Raw genomic sequence first — 24,473 nt, forward strand, 5'->3', positions numbered from 1 at the left:
CCGACGTCCTGATGAACGTCATCGAACGAGATGAAAGCACCATTGCCTGGAAGAAATACCCGGCACCGTTTTCCAACAACCATGACAAGGTCGTTTTCATCGACTTGCCAAAAACCTCTTCATTCGCCAGCAGCGACTTGGAGCTCGGCGCGTCCAATACGGATATCAACAAACTGCTCCTCCACTTCCGTGGCCAACTGGAACGGCAACTGACATCCGCCGGCTACCGCCTGGTGGCACGCCCCACACCAGGGGCCCTGTCGCTGCGCGTGTCGATCAGCGACCTGGAACGTACCCCGCGCGATCCGAGCGTCATGGAATACATCCCCATCGGCTTCCTGGTCGGCCTCTCCCTGCACGCCACCGGCGTACGCGACGAAACCCTCTACGTGTTCTTCGACAGCGAGGTCCGTGACGGCCTTTCCGGCGAAACCCTCGGCCGTGCCGTCGACCGGGCCAAGGGCCGCAACCTCGGGCAATCCGACAAGCCCGTGGTCGAGGACATCTACCCCGCCATGGACGCGGCAGTGCTGCGCATCCGCGAGCGCCTGGACCGCGAATTCCAGCGCAAGGGATCGGCCTGATCCCTCCATCCTCATTCCAACCAACAAACCATGCAGGACCACAGATGAAATTCGGCAAACAACTTGCAGCCGCCCTCTTTGCCCTCAGCGCCCTCAACGCCGTCGCGGATGACCGCGGCTTCTACGTGGGTGGCGGCGTGACCAAGGTAGAAACCGACGAGCACAGCCTCGGTGACGACGACAACGCCTACAAGGCCTACATCGGCTACCGCCTGAACCCCTACCTGGCCTTCGAAGGCGCCTGGGTCGACCTCGGTAGCTTCGAGGGCGACCGTGGCGACTTCGACGGCCACTCCGTCCAGGCCGCCGCCCACTTCGGCGTACCGGTGGGTGACCGTGTGCGCCTGTTCGCCAGCGCCGGCGTCCATGCCTGGGATGCCGACGCGGACGTCGCCGGCGACAGCAACGATCTGGACCTGACCTACGGCCTCGGCGTCGAGCTGGATGTATTCCGCAACGTCGGCGTGCGCCTGGAACAGGAAGTGCTGAAGGTCGGCGACATCGAGCTCGACCAGACCAGCGCCAGCGCCTACCTGCTTTTCTGACACCCTTCGCGGCCCCTGCCCCGGCAGTGGGCCGCGCCCTCCTCAGATTCCCTCCAGCCTGCCCAGCATCCTTGCCGGCTGTGCTTCCTCCCGGTCCCGGGCGAACTTGTAGGCGATGTAGTACTTGTACACGTTGCTCACATAGTCGATGGGCTCGCGGCCCAGCTCTCTCGCCACCACCGCCTCCACATGGCCGAACCAGCGGTCCGGGTCCAGGCCGCTTTCCCGCGCCATGCGCCTGGCCTTCTGCAGGTTGCCCGGCCCGGCGTTGTACGCTGCCAGCAGCATGAACAGGCGATCGTCCGGATCGAGCGCCGGATCGTCGAGATAGGTGTCGGCGAGAAAGCGCAGGTACTTGCTGGCCGCCTCGACGTTGCGTTCCGCGCTATTGCGCACGCCCGCCACCCCTACGTTGGGATCGGCCGCCGTGCTCGGCAGTACCTGCATCACGCCCACCGCGCCCTGGCTACTGCGTGCGCGCTGGTTGAAGCGGGACTCGTGGAAAGCCTGGGCCATCAGCATCAGCGGGTCCAGGTCGTAACGTCCGGCGGATGCAACGAAGGCCTGGTTGAGCTGACGGAAACGGCGCAGCTCCTCAGCCGACGCCGGTTCGCCGAGAAAGCGTCCCGGATCGCGTCTGCCATTGCGCAGGTCCCGTCCGAGGCGGCTGCCGCGATCCTGTTCGGCGAGGAATTCCGCCAGCACCGCGTGCAGCTCGGGGTTGTTCTGGCGCACCGCCCAGGCGTAATGGCCGCCCCAATCGAGCTCCACTGGCCGCTGGATCGCGATCCGTCCCAAGGTCGGCTGCCAGGCCTGGGCCACACGCCGGTCCACCACGGCGGCGGCATGGACGCCGGCATCCACCAGCGCCAGCAGTTCTTCAGGCTCGGTACCTTCGGCCACCGGCACCACGCGGATCGGCGCCAGATTGCGCTCGATGAAGGTCCGATTCAGCGCCAGCAGTTCCCAGAAATCATTACCAAGTGCCGGTACCGCCACTTCCTTGCCGGACAGGTCATCGAGACTGCCGATCGGCTCGCCAGCCGGGCCGGTCACCAGCACCGGGTCGGCGCGGAACGCGCCGGGGGCGGTGACCACCTGCCCGCCAAAGCGCGCGGTCTCCCCTTCCACCAGCCCGCCCGCGGCGATATCGCCGACGCCCCGGACCAGGCTGGGTAGCAGCTGTTCGCGGCTAACCGGAATGAACATCACATGCCAGCGGCGCTTGCCGGCCTGGCGCGGGTAGCGCTGGTTCAGCCAGCGTTCGAAGGCGAGGCCAACCTCGTGGCTCACGCCTTTCTGGCGGCCCTGGTCGATGTGGAAGAAGGTGCGGCTATAGGGCACCAGGATGCGGATGCTGCGGCGCTCGCGGAGGCAGTCGAAATCATCCGTGCGATCCGGCGGCGGCTCGGGGGCGAGAATCGGTACCGCAATCCGCGAGGCTTCCTGCTGCATGGCATTGGCCAGGGCCACCTGCAATGGCAGCAACCCCATCAGCAAGCCGGCCGGAAGGGCGAGCGATCCCATCAGAGAGCGCAGCGGTCCGCGCCGTGTTCGAGTTCCCATCGGGGTTCCTGTCGTCTGGTTCGTGGAGCGTATCGCTCCGCCCCAGGCCGGACAGGTCGGTCTGAGAGCGGCGATGCACGCAAGGCAAGGTTCAGCGCCCGTGTGTCGGGTCAGTATTTTTCTTCGATGTAACGGAAGGGATAGTCGGGCGACTGGTAGGCCCCCAGCTTGCCGCGCTTCGGCAGCCTGACTTTCTTCTCATCGCGGACGTCCTGGTAGGGCACCTGGTCCAGGATGTGCCGGATGACATTGAGGCGCACCCGGCGCTTGTCCTCGGAGCGGGCGATGTGCCAGGGCGCCCAGGACGTATCGGTGGCGATGAACATTTCATCGCGGGCGCGGGTGTATTCATCCCAGCGGCCGAAGGAGCGGATGTCCATCGGCGACAGCTTCCAGGTCTTGCGGCCGTCGTTGATCCGGTCTTCGAGCCGGCGCTGCTGTTCCTCCGGGCTGACTTCCAGCCAGTACTTCAGGAGGATGATCCCCGACTCCACCACCGCTCGCTCGAACAGGGGCGTGAAGGCAAAGAACTTCTGCACGTCCTTTTCACTGCAGAACCCCATGACCCGTTCGACGCCGGCGCGGTTGTACCAGCTGCGGTCGAAGATCACGACCTCCCCGCCCGCCGGAAAGTGGCTGATGTAGCGCTGCACGTACATCTGCGACTTCTCCCGCTCGGTGGGCGTCGGCAGCGCGACGCTACGGAAGATGCGCGAGCTGGTGCGTTCGGTCAGGGCCTTGATCACCCCGCCCTTGCCTGCCCCGTCGCGCCCTTCGAAGACGATGCAGATGCGCATGCCTTCCTGGACGACCCAGCGTTGCAGCTTCACCAGTTCGACATGCAGTCGCTTCAGCTCCGCCTCGTATTCCTTGCGCGGAATTCTGGGCGCTTTGCTCGATTCCCTGGATTTGTCGGATTTCCCGGTCATACATCCCTCTCTCTTCCAGACATCCGGACTCCGCAGGGCGGAATCCAGCCGATTGTCCGGACACGCTCGGGTACTCCCTGTGACCGTCCCGCATCCGGCCGGCGGGAACGTCCCGCCAGTCCTTGAAACCGGAGGGCGGCAAACCGTTACGCCGCCCAAACCGGATTTCCCGCAGCCAAAAAAAATCACCTGCCTGTCGCCCCGGCACCCACAGGGGTTCCGAGGCGAAAGGCAGGTGCAACGCTCAATGGAAGGGGAAGATGTAGTTCATCCAGGCCGCCATGCGCAGGAGGATCTTGCGCATCACCGCCACATGATGGAAATGCTCGCTGTAGAGCGCCGCCTGGCCGTAGGCGCCGCCGGGCATCAGGGCCGCGTACTGGGCATAGTCCGGGTCGGTGATCTCGACGATCACCGGCACCCGGCCAGGAGGCGGCGTGCCGGTGAAACTGAGCAGGTTGCCGGAGGGCTGCACCTGGCCTTCGCCAATCACCGAAATCACCTGCTTCACCTTGCCCTTGAACACCTGGCCCGGGATGCCGTCGAAAGCCACTTCGGCCTCGTCACCGGGGGTCAGGCGCAACTGGCTGTTCTGGCGCATCCAGGCGGCGATGTAGTGCCCCTCGTCCGGGATGAACACCATCGACGGACGCAGCGGCATCCGCGTGGCCATCATTCCCGGGCGCAGCGACACATGGGTCACGAAGCCCTTGCTCGGCGCGCGCACCACGGTGTGATCCAGGTCGAACTGGGCGATGTTCAGTTGCGCCTGCAGGTCGTCCACCCGTGCGGTGGTGAGGTCCACGTCGCGGCGGTTGCCGACATTGCGCGCCGCCAGCTCCCGGGCGCGGGACTGGTCGGCGCGGGCCGACACCAGTTGCGCCTTGATGGATTTGACCTTGTTCTCGAACGGCGTCGGGTCGATGCGGAACAGCACATCGCCCTTCTCCAGGGGCTGGTTGGTCTTGACCGGCACCTCCACCACCTGGCCGCTGACGGTCGGAATCACCGGCGTCGACACGAAGTAGCTGCGCGCCACTTCGGAGTACGGGTGGTTGTAGTTCATCAGGAAGATCAGCGTCCCGATCAGCACCACGCCGCCCAGCGCGGCAGTGGGCACCGACCACTTGTTCAGCGGGATCTTGAAGATCTTGAAGATGGCGACGCAGATGGCCGTGTAGGTGAGGATCAGCAACAGGTCCATGTCAGGCCTCCTCTACCGCGCGGGCCGAACGGGACGCGCCCTGCCCTTCGAGGCGTTCGAGGCGCCAGCGCATCTCGGCCAGTTGCTGCTCCAGCTCCGCCTTCGGCGTGCTGAAACCCCAGCCGCGATCGTCGCGGTACAACATTGCCCAGATCCACAGGAACGGCCAGATCGCATGCAGGGTGAACAGGCTCACCCAGCCAGCGGCATGAATGGCGTCCTGGTGCGGGTGGTTGCGCCGCTTGGAGATTTCATAAGGAATGTCGTGGATCACGATGATGCCGTAGAACAGCACGATCACGACGAAGAACAGCACGCCAAGGGCGAAGTAATCGAGAATCCCGTCACTTACCATTTCATCACCTGGTTTTCGGGGGAAGACGTCCACATCCGGTTGGGTTGTGCAAGGCGCCGGACTTGTTGCGGATTTGTGGCCAGGCCGTCGCGCGCCAGGGTTTCCGGCACACGCGAAAGGGAACCGGCCATCGACCGGTTCCCACCTGGAGGTTTATCGGGGGAGACCCGTCAGGGCCGGAAGTTGCGCGCGTCCCGCGCCCAGTCGTCGAGCACCGGCTTGAGGTCATCCAGGACCAGCGGCGTCTTGCGGTTTTCCAGGCTCAATCCCTGTCCCTTGCGCACCGCCCTGACGACGGGCTTGCCGCTGGCCGCGTCCACCGCTTCCACTTCGGCGTAGATGGCCACTTCCTGGTCGCGCGTTCCCACCGCTGTGGTGGTGGCAGCCGCCAGCAGGGCGATCGGAATGACCTCGTAGGCCTTCAGGTGCTCGGTGGAGATCGCCACGGCAGAGATGGACGGACGCACGATCAGGGTGTCCGCCTCCGGTGTGCCGACCAGGCGGGCCTTGCCGATCAGCTCGCGCTGCAGCGCCAGGCGCATGTAGGTGGCGATCTGGTCCATGGTCTGCTGGCTCACCTGGTCGCTGGGGGCCGGGGCCGGATGGAACACCGGCTTTTCCACCAGGAGCGTGCCGTAGCGCTTCGCGTCGAAGTCCGGCGCCGTCCAGCGCAGCACGGGCTGGCCGCTGGCAGACATCTTCTCTTCGAGCTGCGAGTAATCCCTCAGGAAGCCCGAATACTCCTCGGGCTGGGTGACCTTGCTGGAACAGCCGCTGCCCAGCATAACGATCGCTGCCAGAGCAAATCCGAATAGCGGTTTCACCATAGAAGACTCCAGTTTTGACGGGGTTGACCCTGCGGGTTGCACCCCTCTTCTGACTGGCGGCAAAGCCTATGGATGAGCGCTTTTCAGCACTTCGCATTTCACGACAGTTCTTTAGCATTTCATGACAGTGTGACGGAGTTCCTTGCAACAAAACGTGTCGGCCGACTGGAACACCGTTGTCGAAGGGATCATGCAGCCCAGCGCGGGTGGCACCGGGCTGCATGGGGGATGGGGCGGGATGGAGTGGCGCTCCGACCTCCAAGGGAGTGCCGGGCGGAGGAAGTTCAGACGACGCCGATGAAGTCACCCGCTGCCAGGGCGACGTGCCCGACGAGGTCGATCTGGAAGTCGGCGGCATTGTTGTTGTTCACGTTGCCCTCCACATAGGTGTGCTCCACACCGCCGACGTTGACGTAATGGAACCTCAACTGAGCCTGTCCATTGAATTCATTGCCGGCGCCATTCCATTCACCCAGGAAGCTGAAGTCCTGATTCCCTGCATTGCCAGGTCCGGTCGTCCTCGCATCGATCTGGCCGAGGTCGATGCGATCACTCCCCTGCTGGAAGTCGTTGATCACATCCCGAGTACCGTTGCTGGTACCCGAGTCATTGAGCGCAGCGAAGACGAAGGTGTCGGCATCCGCACCGCCGGTGAGCAGATCGCGTCCCGCACCGCCGGCCAGGACATCGGCACCTGTCCCGCCGCTGAGACTGTCGTCGCCGCCACCACCGGCAAGCTGGTTGGCCAGCGCATCACCGGTCAGGGTGTCGGCACCCGATCCGCCTGTCACGCTCTCGATACCACTTAACAAATCGCTGCCGATCTGACTGCTACTGGCCACACCCGTGGCCAGGCTGACCACGGCTGCAGCTCCGGTAGCAGAAAGGTCGTAGGTATCCACGCCGTCGTTACCGGCATAGACGTCATTGCCGTCGAACAGGCTGGCAATGAACCGGTCGTCACCCTGACCGCCGCTCGCGCTGTCATTGCCCTGCCCTCCCACGAGCACGTCGTTGCCCTGTGCACCGGCCAGGTTATCGTTGCCGCCGAGCCCTTCGAGGCGGTTGTCGGCCGAGCTGCCTGTGATCTGGTTGGCGCCGCTGCTGCCCAGGACGTTCTCGATGGATACCAGCAGATCAATGCCGGTCTGCGCGCTGCTGGCGGTGCCTGCAGCCAGATCGACGCTGGCATTGGCGGACGTGCCGGACAGGTCGTAGGTATCCACCCCGTCACCGCCGTCGTAGTGGTCGTTGCCGTCGCCCACCGTGGCCACGAGGGTGTCGCTCCCCGCTCCGCCTTGCACGTTATCGTTGCCGGCCTGGCCGATCAGCCGGTTATTGCCGGCATTACCCATCAGCAGGTTGTCCAGCCCGTTGCCCACGCCGTTGATGTTGGCGGTGCCGGTCAGTACCAGGTTCTCGACGTTGGCCGCGAGGTTGACACTGACCGAGGACTGCACCGTGTCGATACCGCCGTTCAGCGCCTCGTTCACCGCGTCGCCGGTGGAGCCAACCACGTAGGTGTCGTTGCCCGCACCGCCGCTCATGCTGTCATTGCCACTGCCACCATCCAGCAGGTCGCTGCCGTCGCCGCCGCTAAGTACATCGTTGCCGGCATAGCCGAGCATGACGTCCTGGAAGGCCGTCCCCACCAGGGCTGCGCGATCCAGGAAACCGCCCTGGCCGTTGTCGTTGAGGGAGGTGCCTTCGATAAAGCGTCCGACCGCCTCGGTAGGATCGGAATAGACCGTCTCCACCACGCCGTGGTTGTCGGTGAAGCTGACCGCTACCCGCAACTGCTGACCGACCTGTGCGGCAACCGGTGCATAGGTCGAGGCGGTGGCGCCATTGATGGCAGCCCAGACGGCCCCCGACAGTACCTGCCACTGGAAGCTGAACGCGCCAGCACCGGAGGGAATGCCATCGGCGTCCTGGATGGCAGCGGTGCTGGCGGTCAGGCGGTACTGCGTCGGCAATGGCCGGCTGGGGGTGGTTGGAGCTGTGGCGAATCCGGTAACCAGGGGTCTGCCGGTCGGCAGTTGGTTGCTCACGTCCAGGCTGATGGTGCGGTCCGCGAAGCGGACTTTCTCGATGCCGACGAGGATGTCGGTTGCATCGAGGTTGGCGGCGCCGACGCGCTTGTCGGTGATCCTGAAGCCGCGAATCTCGTTGCTGCCCGGGTTGGTATCGCTGATCAGGGTGATGCTGTAGTCGGCGAAATTGCCGCTGTAGACCGCCTCGTCGGCAGCGCCGTCCGCCGTACCGCCGGCGTGGTTGTCGCCGAGCACGAAGCCCGAGCGCGCAGCCTGCAGCCCGGTAAAGTGCTGGGCGAATCCCTGAGCGGCAAGAAAGTGGTTGAGGTCGGCCAAGCCAATCGAGTCACCCACCAGCACGTCATTGCCGGCATTCCCCTGCACGACGTCGTCGCCGCTGCCACCCACCAGCCAGTTCTCGCTGCCATCACCGATCAGGCCCGCCGTCGGGCTGGCCGGGTTGGCGGGATTGGCCCTTGCGTCACTGAATCGCGAGCCTATCAGGCCCTCGATGTTCGCCAACAGGGCGTTGAACGGCTGGAACAGCACGGCGGTTCCCGGTGCCGCAACGATGTTCTGCTGGTTCAGGTCGGCGGCGGCATCCAGCTGGATGTTCACATCACTGAATGCCGCGATATCGAAGCCGACATCGCCAAGGGCTTCGTCGCCGTCCCCCTGTCCCGGTGCGCCACCGATGCCGGGCAGGAGGATGTCGTCGCCCTCTTCCCCGAACAGCTGATCGCCCGTGGAGCCGCCGGAAATGATGTCGTCACCGGCCTCGGCGAAAAGGATGTCCGGCCCGTCGCCGCCGTAGATTTCGTCGCTGCCGTCACCGCCATGGACCAGGTCGGTATCGCCGCCGGCGTCGATATAGTCATTGCCGGCGCCGCCGTAGAGCTCGTCGATCCCGGCCTCGCCATAGAGATGGTCATTGCCGTTGCCGCCGATGACGATGTCGATGGCGCCTGCACTGGTACCGGCATAGACGATGTCATCGCCGTCGCCGCCGTCGAGGAAGTCCTCGATGTCGCCACCGTAGATCACGTCATTGCCATTGCCGCCGTAGAGGTGGTCCGCGCCGGCCTTGCCGTCGAGGATATCGTTGCCATCCTCGCCATAGCCGGTGTCGTCGCCATCACCCAGGTCCAGCCAGTCGGCATAGTCGGTCCCGGCCACCACCTCGTGGGCGTTGTAGCCCACGGCGGCAGTGCCATCAGGATTCACCCCCTGGTCGGGACGGTAGTCGCGGATGTACGTGCCGGAAGCATGGGTTTCCGGGTTGACCAGGCTGAGCAGCAGGCCGTTGCCGCCGATACCGCCTGAGCCGCCAGTGGAATAGACGCCCATCTGGTTGGCGTCCACCAGGTGGCCGTACTTGTGCTCGCTCTTGTAGGCCGTGGCAGTGGCGCCCGAGTCCTGGTAGCTCAGCTCGATGTAGCTGTCCATGTAGCCGAACACGTCACCGGCCAGGTGCCGGGCATCCGTGGTGCGCTCGATGATGTCCTTGAACTGCTCGGTGACCACCTGCTCGTTGAGGTTGGTCATGCCCGGCAATCCGAGGTCGAGGCGGAACAGGTAATAGAACCGGTCGCCATCCATCAGCCGCTCCATCTGGTCTTCGAAGATGGCGTTGAAAGTGGTGCCGAGCTGGCCGGTGTAGACGTGTTTCTCTGCCAGGCCGCCAATCCACAGGTCGATGTGGTTGAAGCCGTCGGAACCGGCAACGAAGTTGCCATTCTGGTCAGCGGCGTTGGACAGGAAGCGCGCCGCATCCTCGGCCGTTACCACGCCGCCGGCCCAGGTGGCATCCGCGCCCGTCTGGTCGGCGTCGATGATGGCCTGGGCATGGGCCACATCACCGTCGAAGGAGTAGGCGGCGATGAAGTTCACCAGGGATTCGGGGTGAATCATGTTGTTGGCGAAGTCGCTCCAGCTCGTGTAGGGCGTCAACGCATCCACGATCAGGTTGGTGTGGTGCTGGGAGCCGGCGGGCGTCTGCCGCTCGGCGATCAGCGCATCGTGGATCTGCTGACGGGCCGCATTAAGCGTCGGTAGCCCCAGGTCACGGCCGCGCGCCAGGTTGATGGTGGGCAGGTCCAGCGGTTGGCCCAGCAGGCCCTGCTGCAGCGCCGGGGTGACGAACTCGTCGATTTCGTTGCTGACCTGGCGCGTCATGCCGAGAGCGATTGCAGTCGGGCCGACTTCAGCGAAGCCACCGGGGTTGAGGAAGGCCTTCTCCAGGGCGTAGCGGGTGATGGACCCGGTCAGGTCGTAGGCACCGCTGAGGTCCCGCTCCAGGGCATCGATGGTTTCACGCAACTGCGAGTGCCCGAAGCGGAATGCAGCCTGGCCATACTCCAGGGAGATATTGGCGTTGATGCCGGAGTCATAGGTGACGAACTCGGGCAGGTCAGGCGTGATCAGCCGTGCGTACTGGTCAATGGCAACGTGCTGGTACTCCATTTCCACCACCAGCTTGGCCCCCTGGAACAGCAGGTCATGGTTCCAGGAGACAGTCACGCCGTCAGTCAGCGTGTAGTTGCCGGCTGCGTCGGTGTAGTAGCCCCCGGCCCCGTTGTCGATGCCGACCTGCCAATTGTGGCGAACCCCCACATCGGCTTGGAGAATCTCCTGTTGCAGGTTGATCAACTGAACATTGTGGTCTTCATGGAAGACATGGTGCATGGCGGTCAGCCCGAAGTTCTCGTTGGCACGGCCGTCGCCGGCGATGTAGTGGTCACCCACCGACTCCAGCAACAGCTCGTTGGCGACCGCGTAATCGGCAGTGCCCGGATCGGCAAAGATTGAGAAGTCAGAGGGATTGACCAGACCGAACAGGGACTTGGTCGGGCCGTTGTCGTAGTGGAACAGGATCCCGTAGGGGTTCGTCGGGTCGAACGTCACGCTCACCAGGTGACTGTCCAGGGCCATGAGGCGAGCCACATCGATGTGCACGTCATCGAAGTGCGGGTTCATGTCCAGCAGCAGGGCCTCGCGGGTATGGACCGCCTGGACGCCGGAGGTGACAGGGTCCGCGTCCAGCACATGCCCTGCGTCGTCGCGCACGCGGAAATTGGCCAGGTCATCCCAGGTCAGATCATCGCGCCCGGTGGCCACGATATGGGCGCGCAACTCGTTAAGGGTCGGCAGTGTCTGGTGGGTGAGCACGCCATTGAGCGTCCAGGCGGCTTCATCGCTAAGAGTGTTGCCGTCGAACAGGCGGCCCCCCGGTCGGAACTGGCCAGGGTTGGACGGATCAGCCACCCATTCGCGCAGCAGTTGAGTGACAGAGGCCTCGGAACCGTAAGTCTGGTTCTGGTCGATGTAGGGCGAGTCCAGGTTGCGGTATTGCGGATTGCCTGCAGCATCGAAGCTGCCCACGCTGGCCCTGTGGACAGTGATCGAATGCACCGGCTGGCCGTCCGGGCCGATGGAGCCGTAGAGCGGGTCGTCGGGTGCCAGGGGAATGGTGATGGTGGCGGTCCGGCTCGGCTTGTCGATGAAGTCCAGTCCATGGTCGAAGAACTGGCCGAACAGCGTGAACCAGCCGGTGGTCGAGGGGTCGCCGGAAACCGTGTTGAGATTACGGATGAAGTACTGACCGCTACTGGGGGAGGTCGGATCGGCTTCGCCCAGCTGGCCGAGCAGCCCCGGATCGCTGACCACTGCGACGCCGTTGGCGTCATGCAGGATGTGGCCCTGGGCGTCAGTGGCGAAGACCACGCCGCCACTGACGATGGTCTGGCTGATCATCCTCGGCGTGTAGTCCACCAGCGAGGCGAACGGGTCGGCGTAGGAAGCCGGCGTGCCCAACTCGGCACCAGGGTGACTGGAGAGGTAATCCTGCCAGGCCGCGTTGTCGGCGTTCTGCTGCACGTACTGGCTGTAGTCCGGCAGGGTCAGGCGGATGAAGTCCTGGCCGAAGCTGCCCCAGGCATGGCCATCGTGAGTGAGGTTGTTGAAATAGCCGGAGACGTTGCGCAGGCCGATGGGGTCGCGCGCGCCGTTGTACCAGACGCTCTCGCCAGCCGGGAGGGCCAGCGGATCGAAGCTGCCATCGGTGCCCAGTACATGCACCACGCCATCGACGCCGGTATAGCCGAACAGGGCGGCGCCCGTGGCGGAGTAACCCACTACGCGCAGGGTGGGGAAACTGACCTGCTGCAACAGGTAGCTAATATCCTTCAGGTTGAGCGTGAAGCTTTTCAGGCTGTACATAACGATCTCCCATTGCCCTGTCCGGGCATTGCCAGGGGCCTGGGAGAAAGCATCGAGGAGTCAGGCGAATGCCCGCAGATGCGAAGGTCGAACCAAATCAGCAGACCTTGGGTCAAGTCGGCGCCCCGACTTTGGTCCAACCCGACTCCGGACCAATGTCGGAGCCGCACCGCTCCTGGGGAAGCCGCCTGCGCCAGCGGATTCGCCAGCTTAAGCGCTCCACCCAGTTCGTCATCGCCGCCAGCCTGATCCTCGGCCTGACCATGAGCCTGGTGGGCAACCTGGTGAGCCAGCGCATCGAGCGGGCGGCCGTGCAGTCGGCGGCGCAGGCCGGTGCCGTCTACATGGAAAGCTTCCTCGAACCCTTCGTGCAGGAGCTGGCGCGAACCCAGGATATTCCCCCGGAAAGCGCGGCGGCCATTGACCGGCTGATCGTCAACAGCAGCCTTAACCGCCATGTGGCTTCGGTGAAGATCTGGCGCCCGGATGGGACGGTGATCTACAGCACCGACAAGTCGGTAATGCACCGCAAGTTCCCCACCGATGAGATCGGCGAGGCATTGCAGGGCGAAATCGTCACCGACCTGGAAGACCTCAGCCAGGACGAGAACGCCTTCGAGCGCAGCCTCAAGGTTCCCCTCTACGAAATCTACGCGCCCCTGCGGGAATCCGGCTCGGGCAAGGTGGTGGCAGTGGGTGAGTTCTATGAACGCGCCGACCAGTTGGAACAGGAAATCCATACCGTGCGCCTGCAGGTCTGGGCAGTGGTCGGCTCGGCCACGCTGGCGATGCTGGGATTGCTCTTCTTCGTGGTGCGCCGCGGCGAGCGCATCATCGAGCGCCAGCAGGTCGCCTTGAAACAGCGGATGGTCGAACAGGCACGCCTGCATGCCCGCAATACCCAGCTGCAGCGCCGCATCACTACTGCCAACCAGGAATTCTCGCGCATCAGCGAACTGACCCTGCGACGCCTGGGTGCTGACCTGCATGACGGCCCAGCACAATTGCTGACACTCATTCTGGTCCGCCTGGATGAACTCGCCCAACTACGCGAACGCCTGCAACAGCAAGGCGAACCTTTCGACGGAGATGCCCTGGAAACCCTGCGCAGCGCCGGCCAGGACGCCCTCCGCGAAATCCGCGACATTTCCCGTGGACTGGCGGTCCCGGAAATCAGTGAAATGGGACTGGAACAGGTGCTACGCCTGGTGGTGCAGCGCCACGAACAGCGCACCGATACCCAGGTGGAGCTGGATATCCAGCCGTTGCCTGACGACGCCACGATGTCACTGAAGATCTGCCTCTACCGCTTCACCCAGGAAGCCCTGAACAACGCCGTGATACACGCTGGTGGCCAGGGCCAGAAACTCTCGGCCCGTATGGTTGAGGGGCAACTGGAGGTACAGGTGGCCGACTCGGGCAATGGCTTCGTCCCCAGCGACCAGGCCAGCAATGGGCAAGGCCGCCGCCGACTGGGGCTCGCCGGCATGCGTTACCGAGTGGAAGCACTGGGTGGGCAGTTCGACATCCAGTCAGCGCCGGGCGAAGGCACCCGCGTCAGCGCCCGCTTCAGGATGGACGATGAGGTGGCCGGCTAGCGCGCCTTGCCCTGCATGTCGAGCGTCTGCTCGTGGTCTTCATCCCACTGGCGACGCAGGGCAGCGACGGCTTCCACGCGATTGCGTGCGTGGAGTTTCTGCATCACGTTGGTCATGTAGTACTTCACGGTCTTCTCGCTCAGATTGAGCTTGTCGGCCACTTCGCGGTTGGTCAGGCCGTTTGCCACTTCTCGGATAATCTGCTCTTCGCGGTGGGTCAGCTCGATCCGATGCCGCTCCACATCCTGCCGATGCCGCATTCGCCCCAGCAGCCGGCTGGCGAAGGCTGGCGTGATGAAGCTTTCGCCTCCGGCCACAGTGCGGATCGCCTGCACCAGTTCGGGCCCGCTGACGCCCTTGAGCACATACCCCTGGGCCCCGGCTTCCAGTGCCGCATAGGCATCGTCTTCGCTTTCCGAAACGGTCAGCATCAGCACCCGCACGCCCCTCGCCTCGGCCGTGATTCGGCGCACGGCGGCAAAGCAGTCGCCCGGCATGTTCACATCCATCAGCAGCACGTCGGGCTTAAGGCGCAGGGCAATATCCACAGCGTCCTCCGAGCGGGAGCCCTGCTCCACGACCTGGAAATCCCCGATACGCTTGAGTGCGGAGGCCACACCTTGCCTGAGCAGGGGATGGTCGTCGACGATGCCGATCCTGATCCTGGCTTCCACGAAAGGTTACTCCCCGAGTGACGCAGGCCCACCTCACCGGCGGCAGCAGGCCGGCACTGGGCGGGATTGGGGACTGTCCCGATGGCGAGGCGTACGTCCCCCGACAACCCTGAGTAGTAGCAGCGCCCTGCCTCCCATGCCGGTGAGGGCGCGCGCGCCCCCGCTGAATGCGCGGTTTTCCCGAATGGACGGTACTCCGGGCGACGGGCGGCGCATTCATCCATGTCCCTGCCGTCGAACCTCGTCAGGCGCACGCAACAGCTCTATCGACTTATCGCCGTTAGCGATAACTCGATGTCGGGTCATTCCTTTGCTTTATCAGTCGAGCGTGATCAGCTCTATCCGCGGGATTTTTGCGGGAAATTCGACGACTGCCTGTTCGCCATTGCCCTTCCACCTGCTAAAAAACAGGAAGCGGGCCGGGAGAGTCCGCACATCATTGGCATCCGCAGTACGCTTATGACCGGAAGCAACCACGACACACCTTTCACGCCCTACCCGCCGCTGCTCGACCAGCCGGCGCAACTCACCCGCGCCGAACTGCTCGCCTCCCTGGAAAACACCATGGCCCGCCATCGCGGCGGTCCGGTCTGGCTGTTCGCCTACGGCTCGCTGATCTGGCGGCCGGAATGTCCCACGGAAGAAAGGCGCCGCGCGCGCATCCACGGCTACCATCGTGGCCTGTATCTCTGGTCGCTGATCCATCGCGGCACCCCGGAATCTCCGGGGCTGGTGCTGGGCCTCGACCGTGGCGGCTCCTGTGCAGGTTTCGCCTACCGACTGCCGGAGGAACAGCTGCAGGAGCACCTGATCGCCCTTTGGCAGCGGGAAATGCCCGATGCGGCCTACGAGCCCAAATGGCTCAATTGCCAACTGGAGAGAGGCCCCAAGGTGAAGGCCCTGGGCTTCGTGCTGCGGCGTGACTTCGCCTGCTATGCCGGCGCACTGCCGGACCACGTGCTGCGCCAGGTCTTCGACGGCGCCAGCGGTCATTACGGCAGCACACGGGACTATGTGGAAAAGACCGCGAACATCCTGCGAGCCCACGCCATGCCCGATCGCAAACTGGAGGAAGCCCTGGTGCGCTGCTGCAAACAGGGTGCGCTGAGTTTCAGCTGATCGCTGTGGGTCCAACCTCTCGCCTGCGATCGCTGCCTGGCGCCTCGGATTCCTTATCCACAACACGAAAGATCACACAATGTGTTTGCCTTGAATTCCTACAGGGCCCGTGCGTAGCGTTTCGAGCCCGCCAGCCGCTACGAGCACCCCGCGCATGACTTCGCATCGTTTTCCCACCCTGGAAGACTTCCCCATCGACGTTCTGGATGTGCGCGCCGACGCCAGCCCCGAGGATTGCCACCGACTGGGCGACTACCGCCTGGCTCAGGTTTCCAACCTGATCGAGCGCCTGCGCCACGAGCGGAATGCCGGTGCCTCCGGCCAGCTGCGCCAGGAGGTCCTGCTATCGACGATGGAAGCGCTGCTCATGGATGCCCACCTGATGTATGCGCGGGCCCACGGCCCGGCCGAAAGCAAGGCTTAGCCCCCACCCGGCTGGCACATATTTTTTGTGGGGGCGAATTAATTCGCCAAGCAGGCCGCAGGTCTGCGCTGTACGGCTCTTAGCATCTGCGCCAAGTGTTGCTGGAACCGCTGAGCCAGGCTGTTTATCGAGTTCTGCGGACACTTGCAGTTTCGCCTCCCGGCGAGTCTCTTTTTTCAATCGCCAAAAAAGAAACCAAAAACGCTTGCCCCTGCATCCGGCCCGACTTCGTCGGGTTCCCTCCCTCCATCGTTGCGCCGGGGGCACGGCGAGAGGGGCCATCCATGGCCCCACACGCCTCTCGCGGCATCCATGCCGCTCGTCCCCCTCTGCAACGATCCCGCTCGGCCTCCTGAAGGGGCGGAGTCCCCGCCCCACCTATTTCGCTCAGTTTCAGGCGGTGTATGGGCTTCAGGACTACTTTGGCCTCGCCGACGCGAGTCACCCCTCTCCTCTTCAGGGAGAGGGGCCGGGGGTGAGGGGAAGCCGGCTAGCCCTAAAGCCTGGATAGAGAGCTCCCTTCAACACCGCAACAGCTAACGCAGGCATAGCGAATGAGTTTGCCCCACAGAGTTAGCTCCCCCTCAGCAAGCGTCGCGAACGTCGGGACTACTCCACCCCAAGCTCCACCACATCCCCTTGCAACCTGACCGGCCATACCCGCAGCTTCTGCTCCGGATACTCCAGGCATGAACCGTCCTCCAGGCGGTAGTGCTGCTTGTAGAGCGGCGAGGCGATCACCAGGGAACCGCCCAGGTGGCCGACGATGCCACGGCCGATCACGTTGGCATGGGCCATTGGGTCGTGGTTCTGCACCGCGAACAACTGCTCGCCCTCCTCGCCGTTCAGATAGAAGAGCGCCACCTGGATATTGCTCACCCAGGCCACCACGCCCGAGTTGGGCACCAGGTCTTCCCGGCGGCAGACGGGCTGCCAGCGGCCCCGGACTTCACTGCGTTGCAGGCTTGCTTCGATCATCAGACCACCTCCTCGGCTACAGGGATCAGCGTGAGCTCGGCCGCCGTCACCGGACGGATCTGCCCACGTTCATTGACGAAATGGATATCCGGATCACCGCGCCCGTCGTTGACGAAAGTGCGGAAGCGCTTGAGCTTCTCCGGGTCCTTGATGGCGTTGGCCCACTCGCATTCGTAGCGGTCCACCACCAGTTGCATCTGTGCTTCGAGCTCCGCACCCAGTCCCAGGCTGTCGTCGATGATCACCGCCTTGAGGTAATCCAGGCCGCCTTCCAGGCTCTCGCGCCAGACCGAGGTGCGCTGCAGCTTGTCGGCGGTGCGGATGTAGAACATCAGGAAGCGGTCGATGTAGCGGATCAGGGTTTCGTCATCGAGATCAGTGGCGAACAGCTCGGCGTGGCGCGGACGCATGCCACCGTTGCCGCAGACGTAGAGGTTCCAGCCCTTCTCGGTGGCGATCACACCCACGTCCTTGCTCTGCGCCTCGGCGCATTCGCGGGTGCAGCCGGAGACGGCGAACTTCAGCTTGTGCGGCGAGCGCAGGCCCTTGTAGCGGTTCTCGATGTCCAGGGCCATCTTCACGCTGTCCTGCACGCCGTAGCGGCACCAGGTGCTACCCACGCAGGACTTCACGGTACGGGTGGACTTGCCGTAGGCGTGGCCGGTTTCAAACCCGGCGGCGATCAGATCACCCCAGATTTCCGGCAGTTCGTGGAGCTGGGCGCCGAACAGGTCGATGCGCTGGCCCCCGGTGATCTTGGTGTAGAGCTTGTACTTCTTCGCCACCTCGCCAATGGCGATCAGGCCTTCCGGGGTGATCTCGCCGCCGGGGATGCGTGGCACGACCGAGTAGGTGCCGTTCTTCTGCATGTTGGCCATGAAGGTGTCGTTGGTGTCCTGCAGCGGCACCAGCCAGGGGTTCTGGATCGGCCGGTTCCAGCAGGAAGCAAGGATGGAGCCGATGGCCGGCTTGCAGATCTCGCAGCCGACGTGGCCGCGGCCATGCTTGGCGAGCATCTCCTCGAAGGTCTCGATGCCTTCCACCCGCACCAGTGCATAGAGCTCCTGGCGGGTGTAAGCGAAGTGCTCGCAGAGGCTCTTGTCCACCGCCACGCCACGGGCCGACAGCTCGTGCTCGACCACCTGCTTGAGCAACGCTGCGCAACCGCCGCAGCCAGTGGCCGCCTTGGTGCAGGCCTTGACCCCGGCGACGTCGGTGCAGCCACTGTCGATGGCCGAGCAGATGGCGCCCTTGCTGACGTTGTGACAGGAGCAGACGGTGGCGGTGGCCGGCAGTGCATCGGCGCCCAGGGCCGGCGCGCCTTCGCCTACCGGCAGGATCAGGCTGGACGGGTCGGCCGGCAGCTTGATGCCGTTCTGCACGTATTGCAGCAGGGTGTCGTAGTAGCTGTTGTCACCCACCAGCACCGCACCCAGGGCCTGCTTGCCGTCGGCGGACACCACCAGGCGGCGATAGCTGGAGGTGGCCTCGTCGATGAAGCGGTAGCTGCGGGCGCCCGGCAGCGCACCGTGAGCGTCGCCGATGGAGCCCACGTCCACGCCCAGCAGCTTCAGCTTGGTGGACATATCGGCACCGATGAAGGGATCGGCGTCTTCACCGCAAAGCTGCGCGGCGACGCTGCGGGCCATCTGGTAGCCGGGGGCGACCAGGCCGAAGATGCTACCGTTCCAGGCGGCGCATTCCCCGATGGCGAAGATGTCCGCGTCCGAGGTCAGGCATTGGCCATCGATGGCCACGCCGCCGCGCGGGCCCAGTTCGAGGCCGCACTGGCGGGCCAGGGCGTCCTGCGGGCGGATACCGGCGGAGAAGACGATCAGGTCGGTTTCGAGGAAATCCTCGCCCGCGAAGTTCATCCGATAGCGATAGTCCTCACCGGCGCTGATGGACTGGGTAGCCTTCGAGAGGTGCACCCCCACGCCCAGTGCTTCGATACGCGCCTTGAGGGCCAGGCCGCCCTGGTCGTCGAGCTGCACCGGCATCAGGCGCGGGGCGAACTCCACCACGTGGGCGTCGAGGCCCAGGGACTTCAGCGCATTGGCCGCTTCCAGGCCCAGCAGGCCACCGCCCACCACCACGCCACGACGTGCCTGGACGGCAGCCGCGCGGATGGTGTCGAGGTCAGCCAGGGTGCGATAGACCAGCCGCGAGTCGCCCTCGGCACCCTCGATGGGGGGCACGAAGGGATAGGAGCCGGTGGCCAGCACCAGCTTGTCGTAGGCCAGGCTACCGTTGGCGGTGATCACCTCGCGACGCTCGCGGTCAATCTCCAGTACCGGCACGCCCAGGTGCAGGGTCACGCCCGGCGTCTGATAGAGGCTGGCCTCGCTCAGGGCCAGGGATTCGGCATCGCGACCCGTGAAGTATTCGGACAGGTGCACGCGGTCATAGGCGCGCAGCGGCTCTTCGCTGAAGACTTCGATGCGGTAGCGATCCAGGGCACCGCGCTCGATCAATTGCTCGACGCAATGATGGCCGACCATGCCATTGCCGATGACGATCAGCGTTTGCACATCAGGGGAAGCGAAGTTGGAGTTCATAGGTAGCACCCGGCCCAAGCCAATCACGTTTTCTGGGAGCAAAAAAAAAGCGCCTGGGACTTGCCGTCCCAGGCGCCTTTGCCTGTTCGTTCATGGGTGCAGCCGAGCAGCATTGCTTAGCGCACCTGTCAGCCCGGGGAAGTGATCGCCATTGATCTGCCGGGCCGCCCTCCGCACTGTTCGTGGTGGGCCTGGTTTTGCCTATGCAGTGGCTGTGCCAGATTGCCGAACTATGTTTCGCGCTCCTGCCCCGACCCCAGCAACAGCGCGGCCTGCAGCAGATCCGGCAGCTGCCTCGACCGGTGCCGACAGCGAATCCGGCGAGCATCCGGACAAGAACCAAAACGGTGCGAATGCACCTTCCGCGCCCCATCCTGAAGCTCATCCAGTGCATTGCGAATCAAGCGGGAAATTACCCGCAAGCAGCGTCCCGCCAAGCCTTCACGCGCATCGCAGGGGACTTGGCATGTGCCTTGCGATAGCTGCGACAAGGCAATCAATGCCGATTGCCCCACCCCACGACAAAGGCGCCGTGTCTCCCCCGTTCCGACGGTGGGTGGCATGGCGCTTTTTCGTTTCTGCGCAAGGTACGGATATGGCGAACAAGACAGTGCGAAGCGTGTGTCCCTATTGCGGCGTCGGCTGCGGCATCGTCATGGAAGTGGCGGACAACCGCGTGGTCAAGGTGAGCGGCGACAAGTCCCACCCGACCAACTTCGGCCGCCTCTGCACCAAGGGCAACACCTGCGCCCAGCCGCTGACCGACTCGGGCCGCATGGAGCACGCCTACCTGCGCCATGAACGCAGCCGCGACCCGGTACGCACCGGCATCGACCAAGCCATCGGCGACACCGCCCGGCGCCTGCGCGAGCTGCTCGACGCCCACGGCCCAGACGCCATTTCCTTTTATGTGTCCGGGCAGATGTCCCTGGAGGCGCAGTACCTGGCCAACAAGCTGGCCAAGGGATTCATCCGCACCCGCCACATCGAATCCAACTCCCGCCTGTGCATGGCCAGCGCGAGCAGCGGCTACAAGCTCTCCCTGGGTTCGGACGGCCCGCCCGGCTCCTATCAGGATTTCGACAAGGCCGACCTGTTCCTGGTGACGGGCGCCAATATGGCCGACTGCCACCCAATCCTCTTCCTGCGCATGATGGACAGGGTCAAGGCCGGGGCGAAGCTGATCGTGGTCGACCCACGCCGCACCGCCACCGCCGACAAGGCCAGCCTCTACCTGCCGATCAGGCCGGGCACCGACCTCGCCCTGCTCAACGGCCTGCTGCACCTGCTGCACAAGAACGGCCATACCCATCCCGACTTCATCACCGCGCACACCACAGGCTGGGAAGCCATGCCGGCCTTCCTCGAGCACTACGCACCGGAACGCGTCGCCGCCATCACCGGCCTGCCTGAAGCGGATATCCACAAGGCCGCCCAATGGATCGGCGAAGCGCGGGACTGGATGAGCTGCTGGACCATGGGCCTCAACCAGAGCACCCACGGCACCTGGAACACCAACGCCCTGTGCAACCTGCACCTTGCCACCGGCGCCATCAGCCGTCCGGGCAGCGGGCCCTTCTCCCTCACCGGCCAGCCCAACGCCATGGGCGGACGGGAAATGGGCTACATGGGCCCCGGCCTGCCCGGCCAGCGCTCGCTGCTGGTGGCTGACGATCGCGCCTTCATCGAAGACCTGTGGAAGCTCCCGCGCGGACACCTGCGCCAGGACGGCGGCAACGGCACCGTCGCCCTGTTCGAGGCCATGCGTGACGGGGACATCAAGGCCTGCTGGATCATCTGCACCAACCTGGTGGCCACCGTGCCGAATCGCCGCAGCGCCATCGAGGGGCTGCAGGCCGCCGAACTGGTGATCACCCAGGACGCCTTCCTCGATACCGAAACCAACCGCTACGCCGACATTCTCCTGCCCGGCGCGCTCTGGGCCGAGGCGGAAGGCGTGATGATCAACTCCGAGCGCAATCTCACCCTCACCGGCAAGGCCGTGGACGCCCCCGGCGACAGCCTGCCGGACTGGCAGATCATCGCCCGCGTCGCCTGTGCCATGGGTTTCGAAGAGGCCTTCAGCTACCGCTCCGCCGAGGACGTGTTCGACGAGATCAAACAGGCCTGGAACCCCAAGACCGGCTACGACATACGCGGCGCCAGCCATGAACTGCTGCGCCAGGGACCGATGCAATGGCCCTGTGCGCCCGGTAGCGAAGCCAATGCGCGCAACCCCATTCGCTACCTCAATGACGGCGTCAGCCAGGCGCCCAGGACCGACGCCGACGGCAATCGCCCGGCCATCGCCTTCGCCACCGAAGACGGCAAGGGCGTGTTCCTGGCCCGCCCCCACATGGAGCCGGCGGAGCTGCCCGACGACGAGTTTCCCCTGGTACTCAACACCGGGCGCGTGCAGCACCAGTGGCACACCCTGACCAAGACCGGCAAGGTCGCCATCCTGAACAAGCTCAACCCCGGCCCCTTCGTGGAGATCCACCCGGCCGATGCCAGCCGCCTTGGCATCGTCGACAAGGGCCAGGTGGAAGTGCGCTCCCGCCGTGGCCGCGCGGTGCTGCCGGCGGTGGTCAGCGACCGGGTGCAGCCGGGCAACTGCTTTGCGCCCTTCCACTGGAACGACCGCTATGGCGAGGACCTCGCGATCAACGCCGTGACCAGCGACGCCATCGACCCCATTTCGCTGCAGCCGGAGTTCAAGTACAGCGCCGTTGCCCTGGCACCCGTCGCTCCGGCCAGCCCCCAGCTCATCCCCTTGGTAGAAGTCGAGCCGGCCGCGGCCAGCGCCGCTGCCGGTTTTCCGGAGGAACTCGCCGACATGCCGATCAACGCCTTCGCCCGTCTGCTGAACCTCGATGCCAGCGCCGAGCTCTGCCTGGCGCCCACCGAACAGCGCTACCTCCAGGGTTACCTGCTCGGCCTGCGCAGCGAAGAGAGCCGCAAGCAAGGTGGCGTCCCTACCTTGCCGGCCAGCGCGCCGCTGGCCCCGGAAACCCGCCTGCTGCTGGACGGCATCCTCGCCGGGCTGTTCTCCCGTAGCTGGGAGGCGCCCGCGCCCGTAGCAGCCGAGGCACCGACTGCGGAAAAGCCTCTGCTGGTGCTCTGGTGCTCGCAAACCGGCAATGCGGAAAGCGTCGCCACCCATTGCGCCAACAGCCTCAAGGCCGACGGCCGTGCAGTACAGGTCCGTTCCATGGACCTCGCCCAGCCTGCCGAATTGGCCGGCGCCGGTGCCGCGCTGCTGATCGCCAGTACCTTCGGCGACGGTGATCCGTCCGACAATGGCGCCGCCTTCTGGAGCGCCCTGAATGCGGAGAGCGCCCCTTCGCTGGCCGGGCTGGACTTTGCCGTGCTGGCCATGGGGGATTCCAACTACGACCAGTTCTGCGGCTTCGGCCGCAAGCTCGACGCCCGCCTCGAAGCCCTCGGCGCGCGCCGCCTTGCGCCACGGGTGGACTGCGAACCGGACTATGAGGAACCGGCGCAGGCGTGGCTGGCCAACGTCCGTGCCGCCCTGGCCGGCCACCTGGTCACGCAACCCGTGCCGGAAACCATCGGAGCAGCGGCGGAGGACGCCGATGCGCCCACTTACAACCGCCAACGCCCCCTCGCCTCTCGTCTGCTGCGCAACCCGGTGCTGAATGCCCCAGGTTCCAGCAAGGAAACCCGGCAGATCGTGCTCGATCTCAAAGACAGCGGTTTGCGCTATCAAGCTGGCGATGCGCTGGGGGTATGGCCGAGCAACTGCCCGAATCTGGTGAACGAAGTGCTGGCCGCACTCAAGCTGGACGGTGACCAGCGGGTGGAGGTGAAGGACCAGGGCGCGATGCCGCTGTCGACCGCCCTGGGCCGTTACTTCGACATCGCGAAGATCACCCCCGACCTGCTGCGCTTCGTCGCCGAGCGTTCCGCGAGCGGCGAACTCACGGCCCTGCTGGAACCAGCGAACAAGGCCGGGCTGGACGACTGGCTCTGGGGACGGCAACTGGCCGACCTGCTACGCGCCCATCCGGTCCGGGTCAGCGCGGACGAGCTGCTGGGCCGGCTGAAACGCCTGCAGCCGCGCCTCTACTCCATCGCATCCAGCCCCCTGGCGACGCCGGAGGAGGTGCATTTGACAGTGTCCACCGTGCGTTACCAGTGCGAGGGCCAGGACCGCGCCGGTATCTGCTCGGCCTTTCTCGCCGACCGCGCGCACCAGGGCGATGTGTCGATCTTCATCCAGAAGTCCGCCCACTTCCGCGTACCAGCCGACCCCGAGCGGCCGATGATCATGGTCGGCCCCGGCACCGGCATCGCCCCTTTCCGCGCCTTCCTCCAGGAACGCCAGGCATCGGGCGCCAAAGGCCGCAACTGGCTGTTCTTCGGCGAACAGCGGGAAGCCACCGACTTCTACTACCGCGACGAGCTGGAAGCCTGGCAGGCCTCCGGCCATCTGCACCGCCTGGACACTGCCTTCTCCCGCGACCAGGCGGAGAAGGTGTACGTGCAGCAGCGCATGCTCGAACAGGGCGCCGAGCTGTGGCGCTGGCTGGAGGACGGCGCGCATTTCTATGTCTGTGGCGACGCCAGCCGCATGGCCAAGGACGTGGACGCGGCGCTCAAGGCGGTGGTGCGGGAGCACGGTGGGATGAGCGCAGCACAAGCCGAGGCTTACGTCAGCGCCCTGGCCAGGGACAAGCGCTATGTGCGGGATGTGTATTGAGGGCGGACCTGCGGCCCGTTTGGCGAGTAAACATCCACGTTCGTAGAACGTGGACTTGCGGTAGCCCCCTGGAAGGGGGCGAATCCACTACCGAGCACAACGCCGACCTCTTTCGCCCGGTCTGGACCGTAGGGTGCG

At 64.9% G+C, this 24,473-nt stretch carries 15 protein-coding genes; 6 read left to right on the forward strand and 9 right to left on the reverse strand.

The annotated features are described in order from the left end of the window. Nucleotides 1-11 precede the first annotated feature (11 nt). Nucleotides 12-584, forward strand: coding sequence for a DUF3313 family protein (locus E8E91_RS12195; protein WP_280375949.1), 573 nt, complete (start codon nucleotides 12-14; stop codon nucleotides 582-584). Nucleotides 585-628: 44 nt separating this feature from the next. Further along, complete coding sequence (locus tag E8E91_RS12200; RefSeq protein ID WP_280375950.1) at nucleotides 629-1,129, forward strand: outer membrane beta-barrel protein; 501 nt, start codon at nucleotides 629-631, stop codon at nucleotides 1,127-1,129. Between the two features lie 42 nt (nucleotides 1,130-1,171). On the opposite strand, the gene E8E91_RS12205 is transcribed toward E8E91_RS12200, so the two are convergent. The 6 genes from E8E91_RS12205 to E8E91_RS12230 form a co-directional block, all read right to left on the reverse strand. Continuing rightward, on the reverse strand, nucleotides 1,172-2,656 hold the full coding sequence (locus E8E91_RS12205) for a transglycosylase SLT domain-containing protein (RefSeq protein ID WP_280375951.1): 1,485 nt from the start codon (nucleotides 2,654-2,656) through the stop codon (nucleotides 1,172-1,174). A 149-nt stretch (nucleotides 2,657-2,805) separates the two neighbouring features. After that, entirely contained in the window at nucleotides 2,806-3,624 is an 819-nt protein-coding gene (ppk2, locus tag E8E91_RS12210; RefSeq protein ID WP_280375952.1) for a polyphosphate kinase 2, read from the reverse strand. 244 nt (nucleotides 3,625-3,868) lie between these two features. Next, entirely contained in the window at nucleotides 3,869-4,828 is a 960-nt protein-coding gene (locus E8E91_RS12215; protein WP_280375953.1) for an HlyD family secretion protein, read from the reverse strand. A 1-nt stretch (nucleotide 4,829) separates the two neighbouring features. After that, nucleotides 4,830-5,168 (reverse strand): DUF3302 domain-containing protein, encoded by a 339-nt coding sequence (locus tag E8E91_RS12220; RefSeq protein WP_280375962.1) that lies wholly within the window; start codon nucleotides 5,166-5,168, stop codon nucleotides 4,830-4,832. 185 nt (nucleotides 5,169-5,353) lie between these two features. Next, nucleotides 5,354-6,010 (reverse strand): DUF3313 domain-containing protein, encoded by a 657-nt coding sequence (locus E8E91_RS12225; RefSeq protein ID WP_280375954.1) that lies wholly within the window; start codon nucleotides 6,008-6,010, stop codon nucleotides 5,354-5,356. A 284-nt stretch (nucleotides 6,011-6,294) separates the two neighbouring features. Continuing rightward, entirely contained in the window at nucleotides 6,295-12,261 is a 5,967-nt protein-coding gene (locus E8E91_RS12230) for a peroxidase family protein (protein ID WP_280375955.1), read from the reverse strand. Nucleotides 12,262-12,416: 155 nt separating this feature from the next. Here E8E91_RS12230 and E8E91_RS12235 point away from each other — a divergent pair, with 155 nt between their 5' ends. Next, entirely contained in the window at nucleotides 12,417-13,859 is a 1,443-nt protein-coding gene (locus E8E91_RS12235; protein WP_348532216.1) for an ATP-binding protein, read from the forward strand. On the opposite strand, the gene E8E91_RS12240 is transcribed toward E8E91_RS12235, so the two are convergent. After that, nucleotides 13,856-14,533, reverse strand: coding sequence for a response regulator transcription factor (locus E8E91_RS12240; protein ID WP_280375957.1), 678 nt, complete (start codon nucleotides 14,531-14,533; stop codon nucleotides 13,856-13,858). The two genes, E8E91_RS12235 and E8E91_RS12240, sit on opposite strands and share 4 nt — an antisense overlap. Nucleotides 14,534-14,992: 459 nt before the next feature. On the opposite strand from E8E91_RS12240, the gene E8E91_RS12245 reads away from it, so the two are divergent. Continuing rightward, a complete protein-coding gene (locus E8E91_RS12245) occupies nucleotides 14,993-15,652 on the forward strand; it encodes a gamma-glutamylcyclotransferase (protein WP_280375958.1) in 660 nt (219 codons plus the stop codon). A 154-nt stretch (nucleotides 15,653-15,806) separates the two neighbouring features. Next, complete coding sequence (locus tag E8E91_RS12250; RefSeq protein WP_280375959.1) at nucleotides 15,807-16,076, forward strand: hypothetical protein; 270 nt, start codon at nucleotides 15,807-15,809, stop codon at nucleotides 16,074-16,076. Between the two features lie 609 nt (nucleotides 16,077-16,685). On the opposite strand, the gene nirD is transcribed toward E8E91_RS12250, so the two are convergent. Beyond that, on the reverse strand, nucleotides 16,686-17,054 hold the full coding sequence (gene nirD, locus E8E91_RS12255) for a nitrite reductase small subunit NirD (protein ID WP_280372280.1): 369 nt from the start codon (nucleotides 17,052-17,054) through the stop codon (nucleotides 16,686-16,688). Further along, nucleotides 17,054-19,612, reverse strand: coding sequence for a nitrite reductase large subunit NirB (nirB, locus tag E8E91_RS12260; protein ID WP_280375960.1), 2,559 nt, complete (start codon nucleotides 19,610-19,612; stop codon nucleotides 17,054-17,056). The genes nirD and nirB overlap by 1 nt, the downstream gene beginning before the upstream one ends. Before the next feature lie 595 nt (nucleotides 19,613-20,207). Here nirB and E8E91_RS12265 point away from each other — a divergent pair. Continuing rightward, on the forward strand, nucleotides 20,208-24,335 hold the full coding sequence (locus tag E8E91_RS12265) for a sulfite reductase subunit alpha (RefSeq protein ID WP_280375961.1): 4,128 nt from the start codon (nucleotides 20,208-20,210) through the stop codon (nucleotides 24,333-24,335). Nucleotides 24,336-24,473 lie beyond the last annotated feature (138 nt).

Source organism: Pseudomonas sp. BN515 (assembly GCF_029873155.1).
Lineage (GTDB): Bacteria > Pseudomonadota > Gammaproteobacteria > Pseudomonadales > Pseudomonadaceae > Metapseudomonas.

Bases quoted from the DNA above. Each gene is read 5' to 3' on its own strand.
- E8E91_RS12195 (WP_280375949.1), top strand. From the start codon at position 12: ATGAACGTCATCGAACGAGATGAAAGCACCATTGCCTGGAAGAAATAC.
- E8E91_RS12200 (WP_280375950.1), top strand. From the start codon at position 629: ATGAAATTCGGCAAACAACTTGCAGCCGCCCTCTTTGCCCTCAGCGCC.
- E8E91_RS12205 (WP_280375951.1), bottom strand. From the start codon at position 2,656: ATGGGATCGCTCGCCCTTCCGGCCGGCTTGCTGATGGGGTTGCTGCCA.
- ppk2 (WP_280375952.1), bottom strand. From the start codon at position 3,624: ATGACCGGGAAATCCGACAAATCCAGGGAATCGAGCAAAGCGCCCAGA.
- E8E91_RS12215 (WP_280375953.1), bottom strand. From the start codon at position 4,828: ATGGACCTGTTGCTGATCCTCACCTACACGGCCATCTGCGTCGCCATC.
- E8E91_RS12225 (WP_280375954.1), bottom strand. From the start codon at position 6,010: ATGGTGAAACCGCTATTCGGATTTGCTCTGGCAGCGATCGTTATGCTG.
- E8E91_RS12230 (WP_280375955.1), bottom strand. From the start codon at position 12,261: ATGTACAGCCTGAAAAGCTTCACGCTCAACCTGAAGGATATTAGCTAC.
- E8E91_RS12235 (WP_348532216.1), top strand. From the start codon at position 12,417: ATGTCGGAGCCGCACCGCTCCTGGGGAAGCCGCCTGCGCCAGCGGATT.
- E8E91_RS12245 (WP_280375958.1), top strand. From the start codon at position 14,993: ATGACCGGAAGCAACCACGACACACCTTTCACGCCCTACCCGCCGCTG.
- E8E91_RS12250 (WP_280375959.1), top strand. From the start codon at position 15,807: ATGACTTCGCATCGTTTTCCCACCCTGGAAGACTTCCCCATCGACGTT.
- nirD (WP_280372280.1), bottom strand. From the start codon at position 17,054: ATGATCGAAGCAAGCCTGCAACGCAGTGAAGTCCGGGGCCGCTGGCAG.
- nirB (WP_280375960.1), bottom strand. From the start codon at position 19,612: ATGAACTCCAACTTCGCTTCCCCTGATGTGCAAACGCTGATCGTCATC.
- E8E91_RS12265 (WP_280375961.1), top strand. From the start codon at position 20,208: ATGGCGAACAAGACAGTGCGAAGCGTGTGTCCCTATTGCGGCGTCGGC.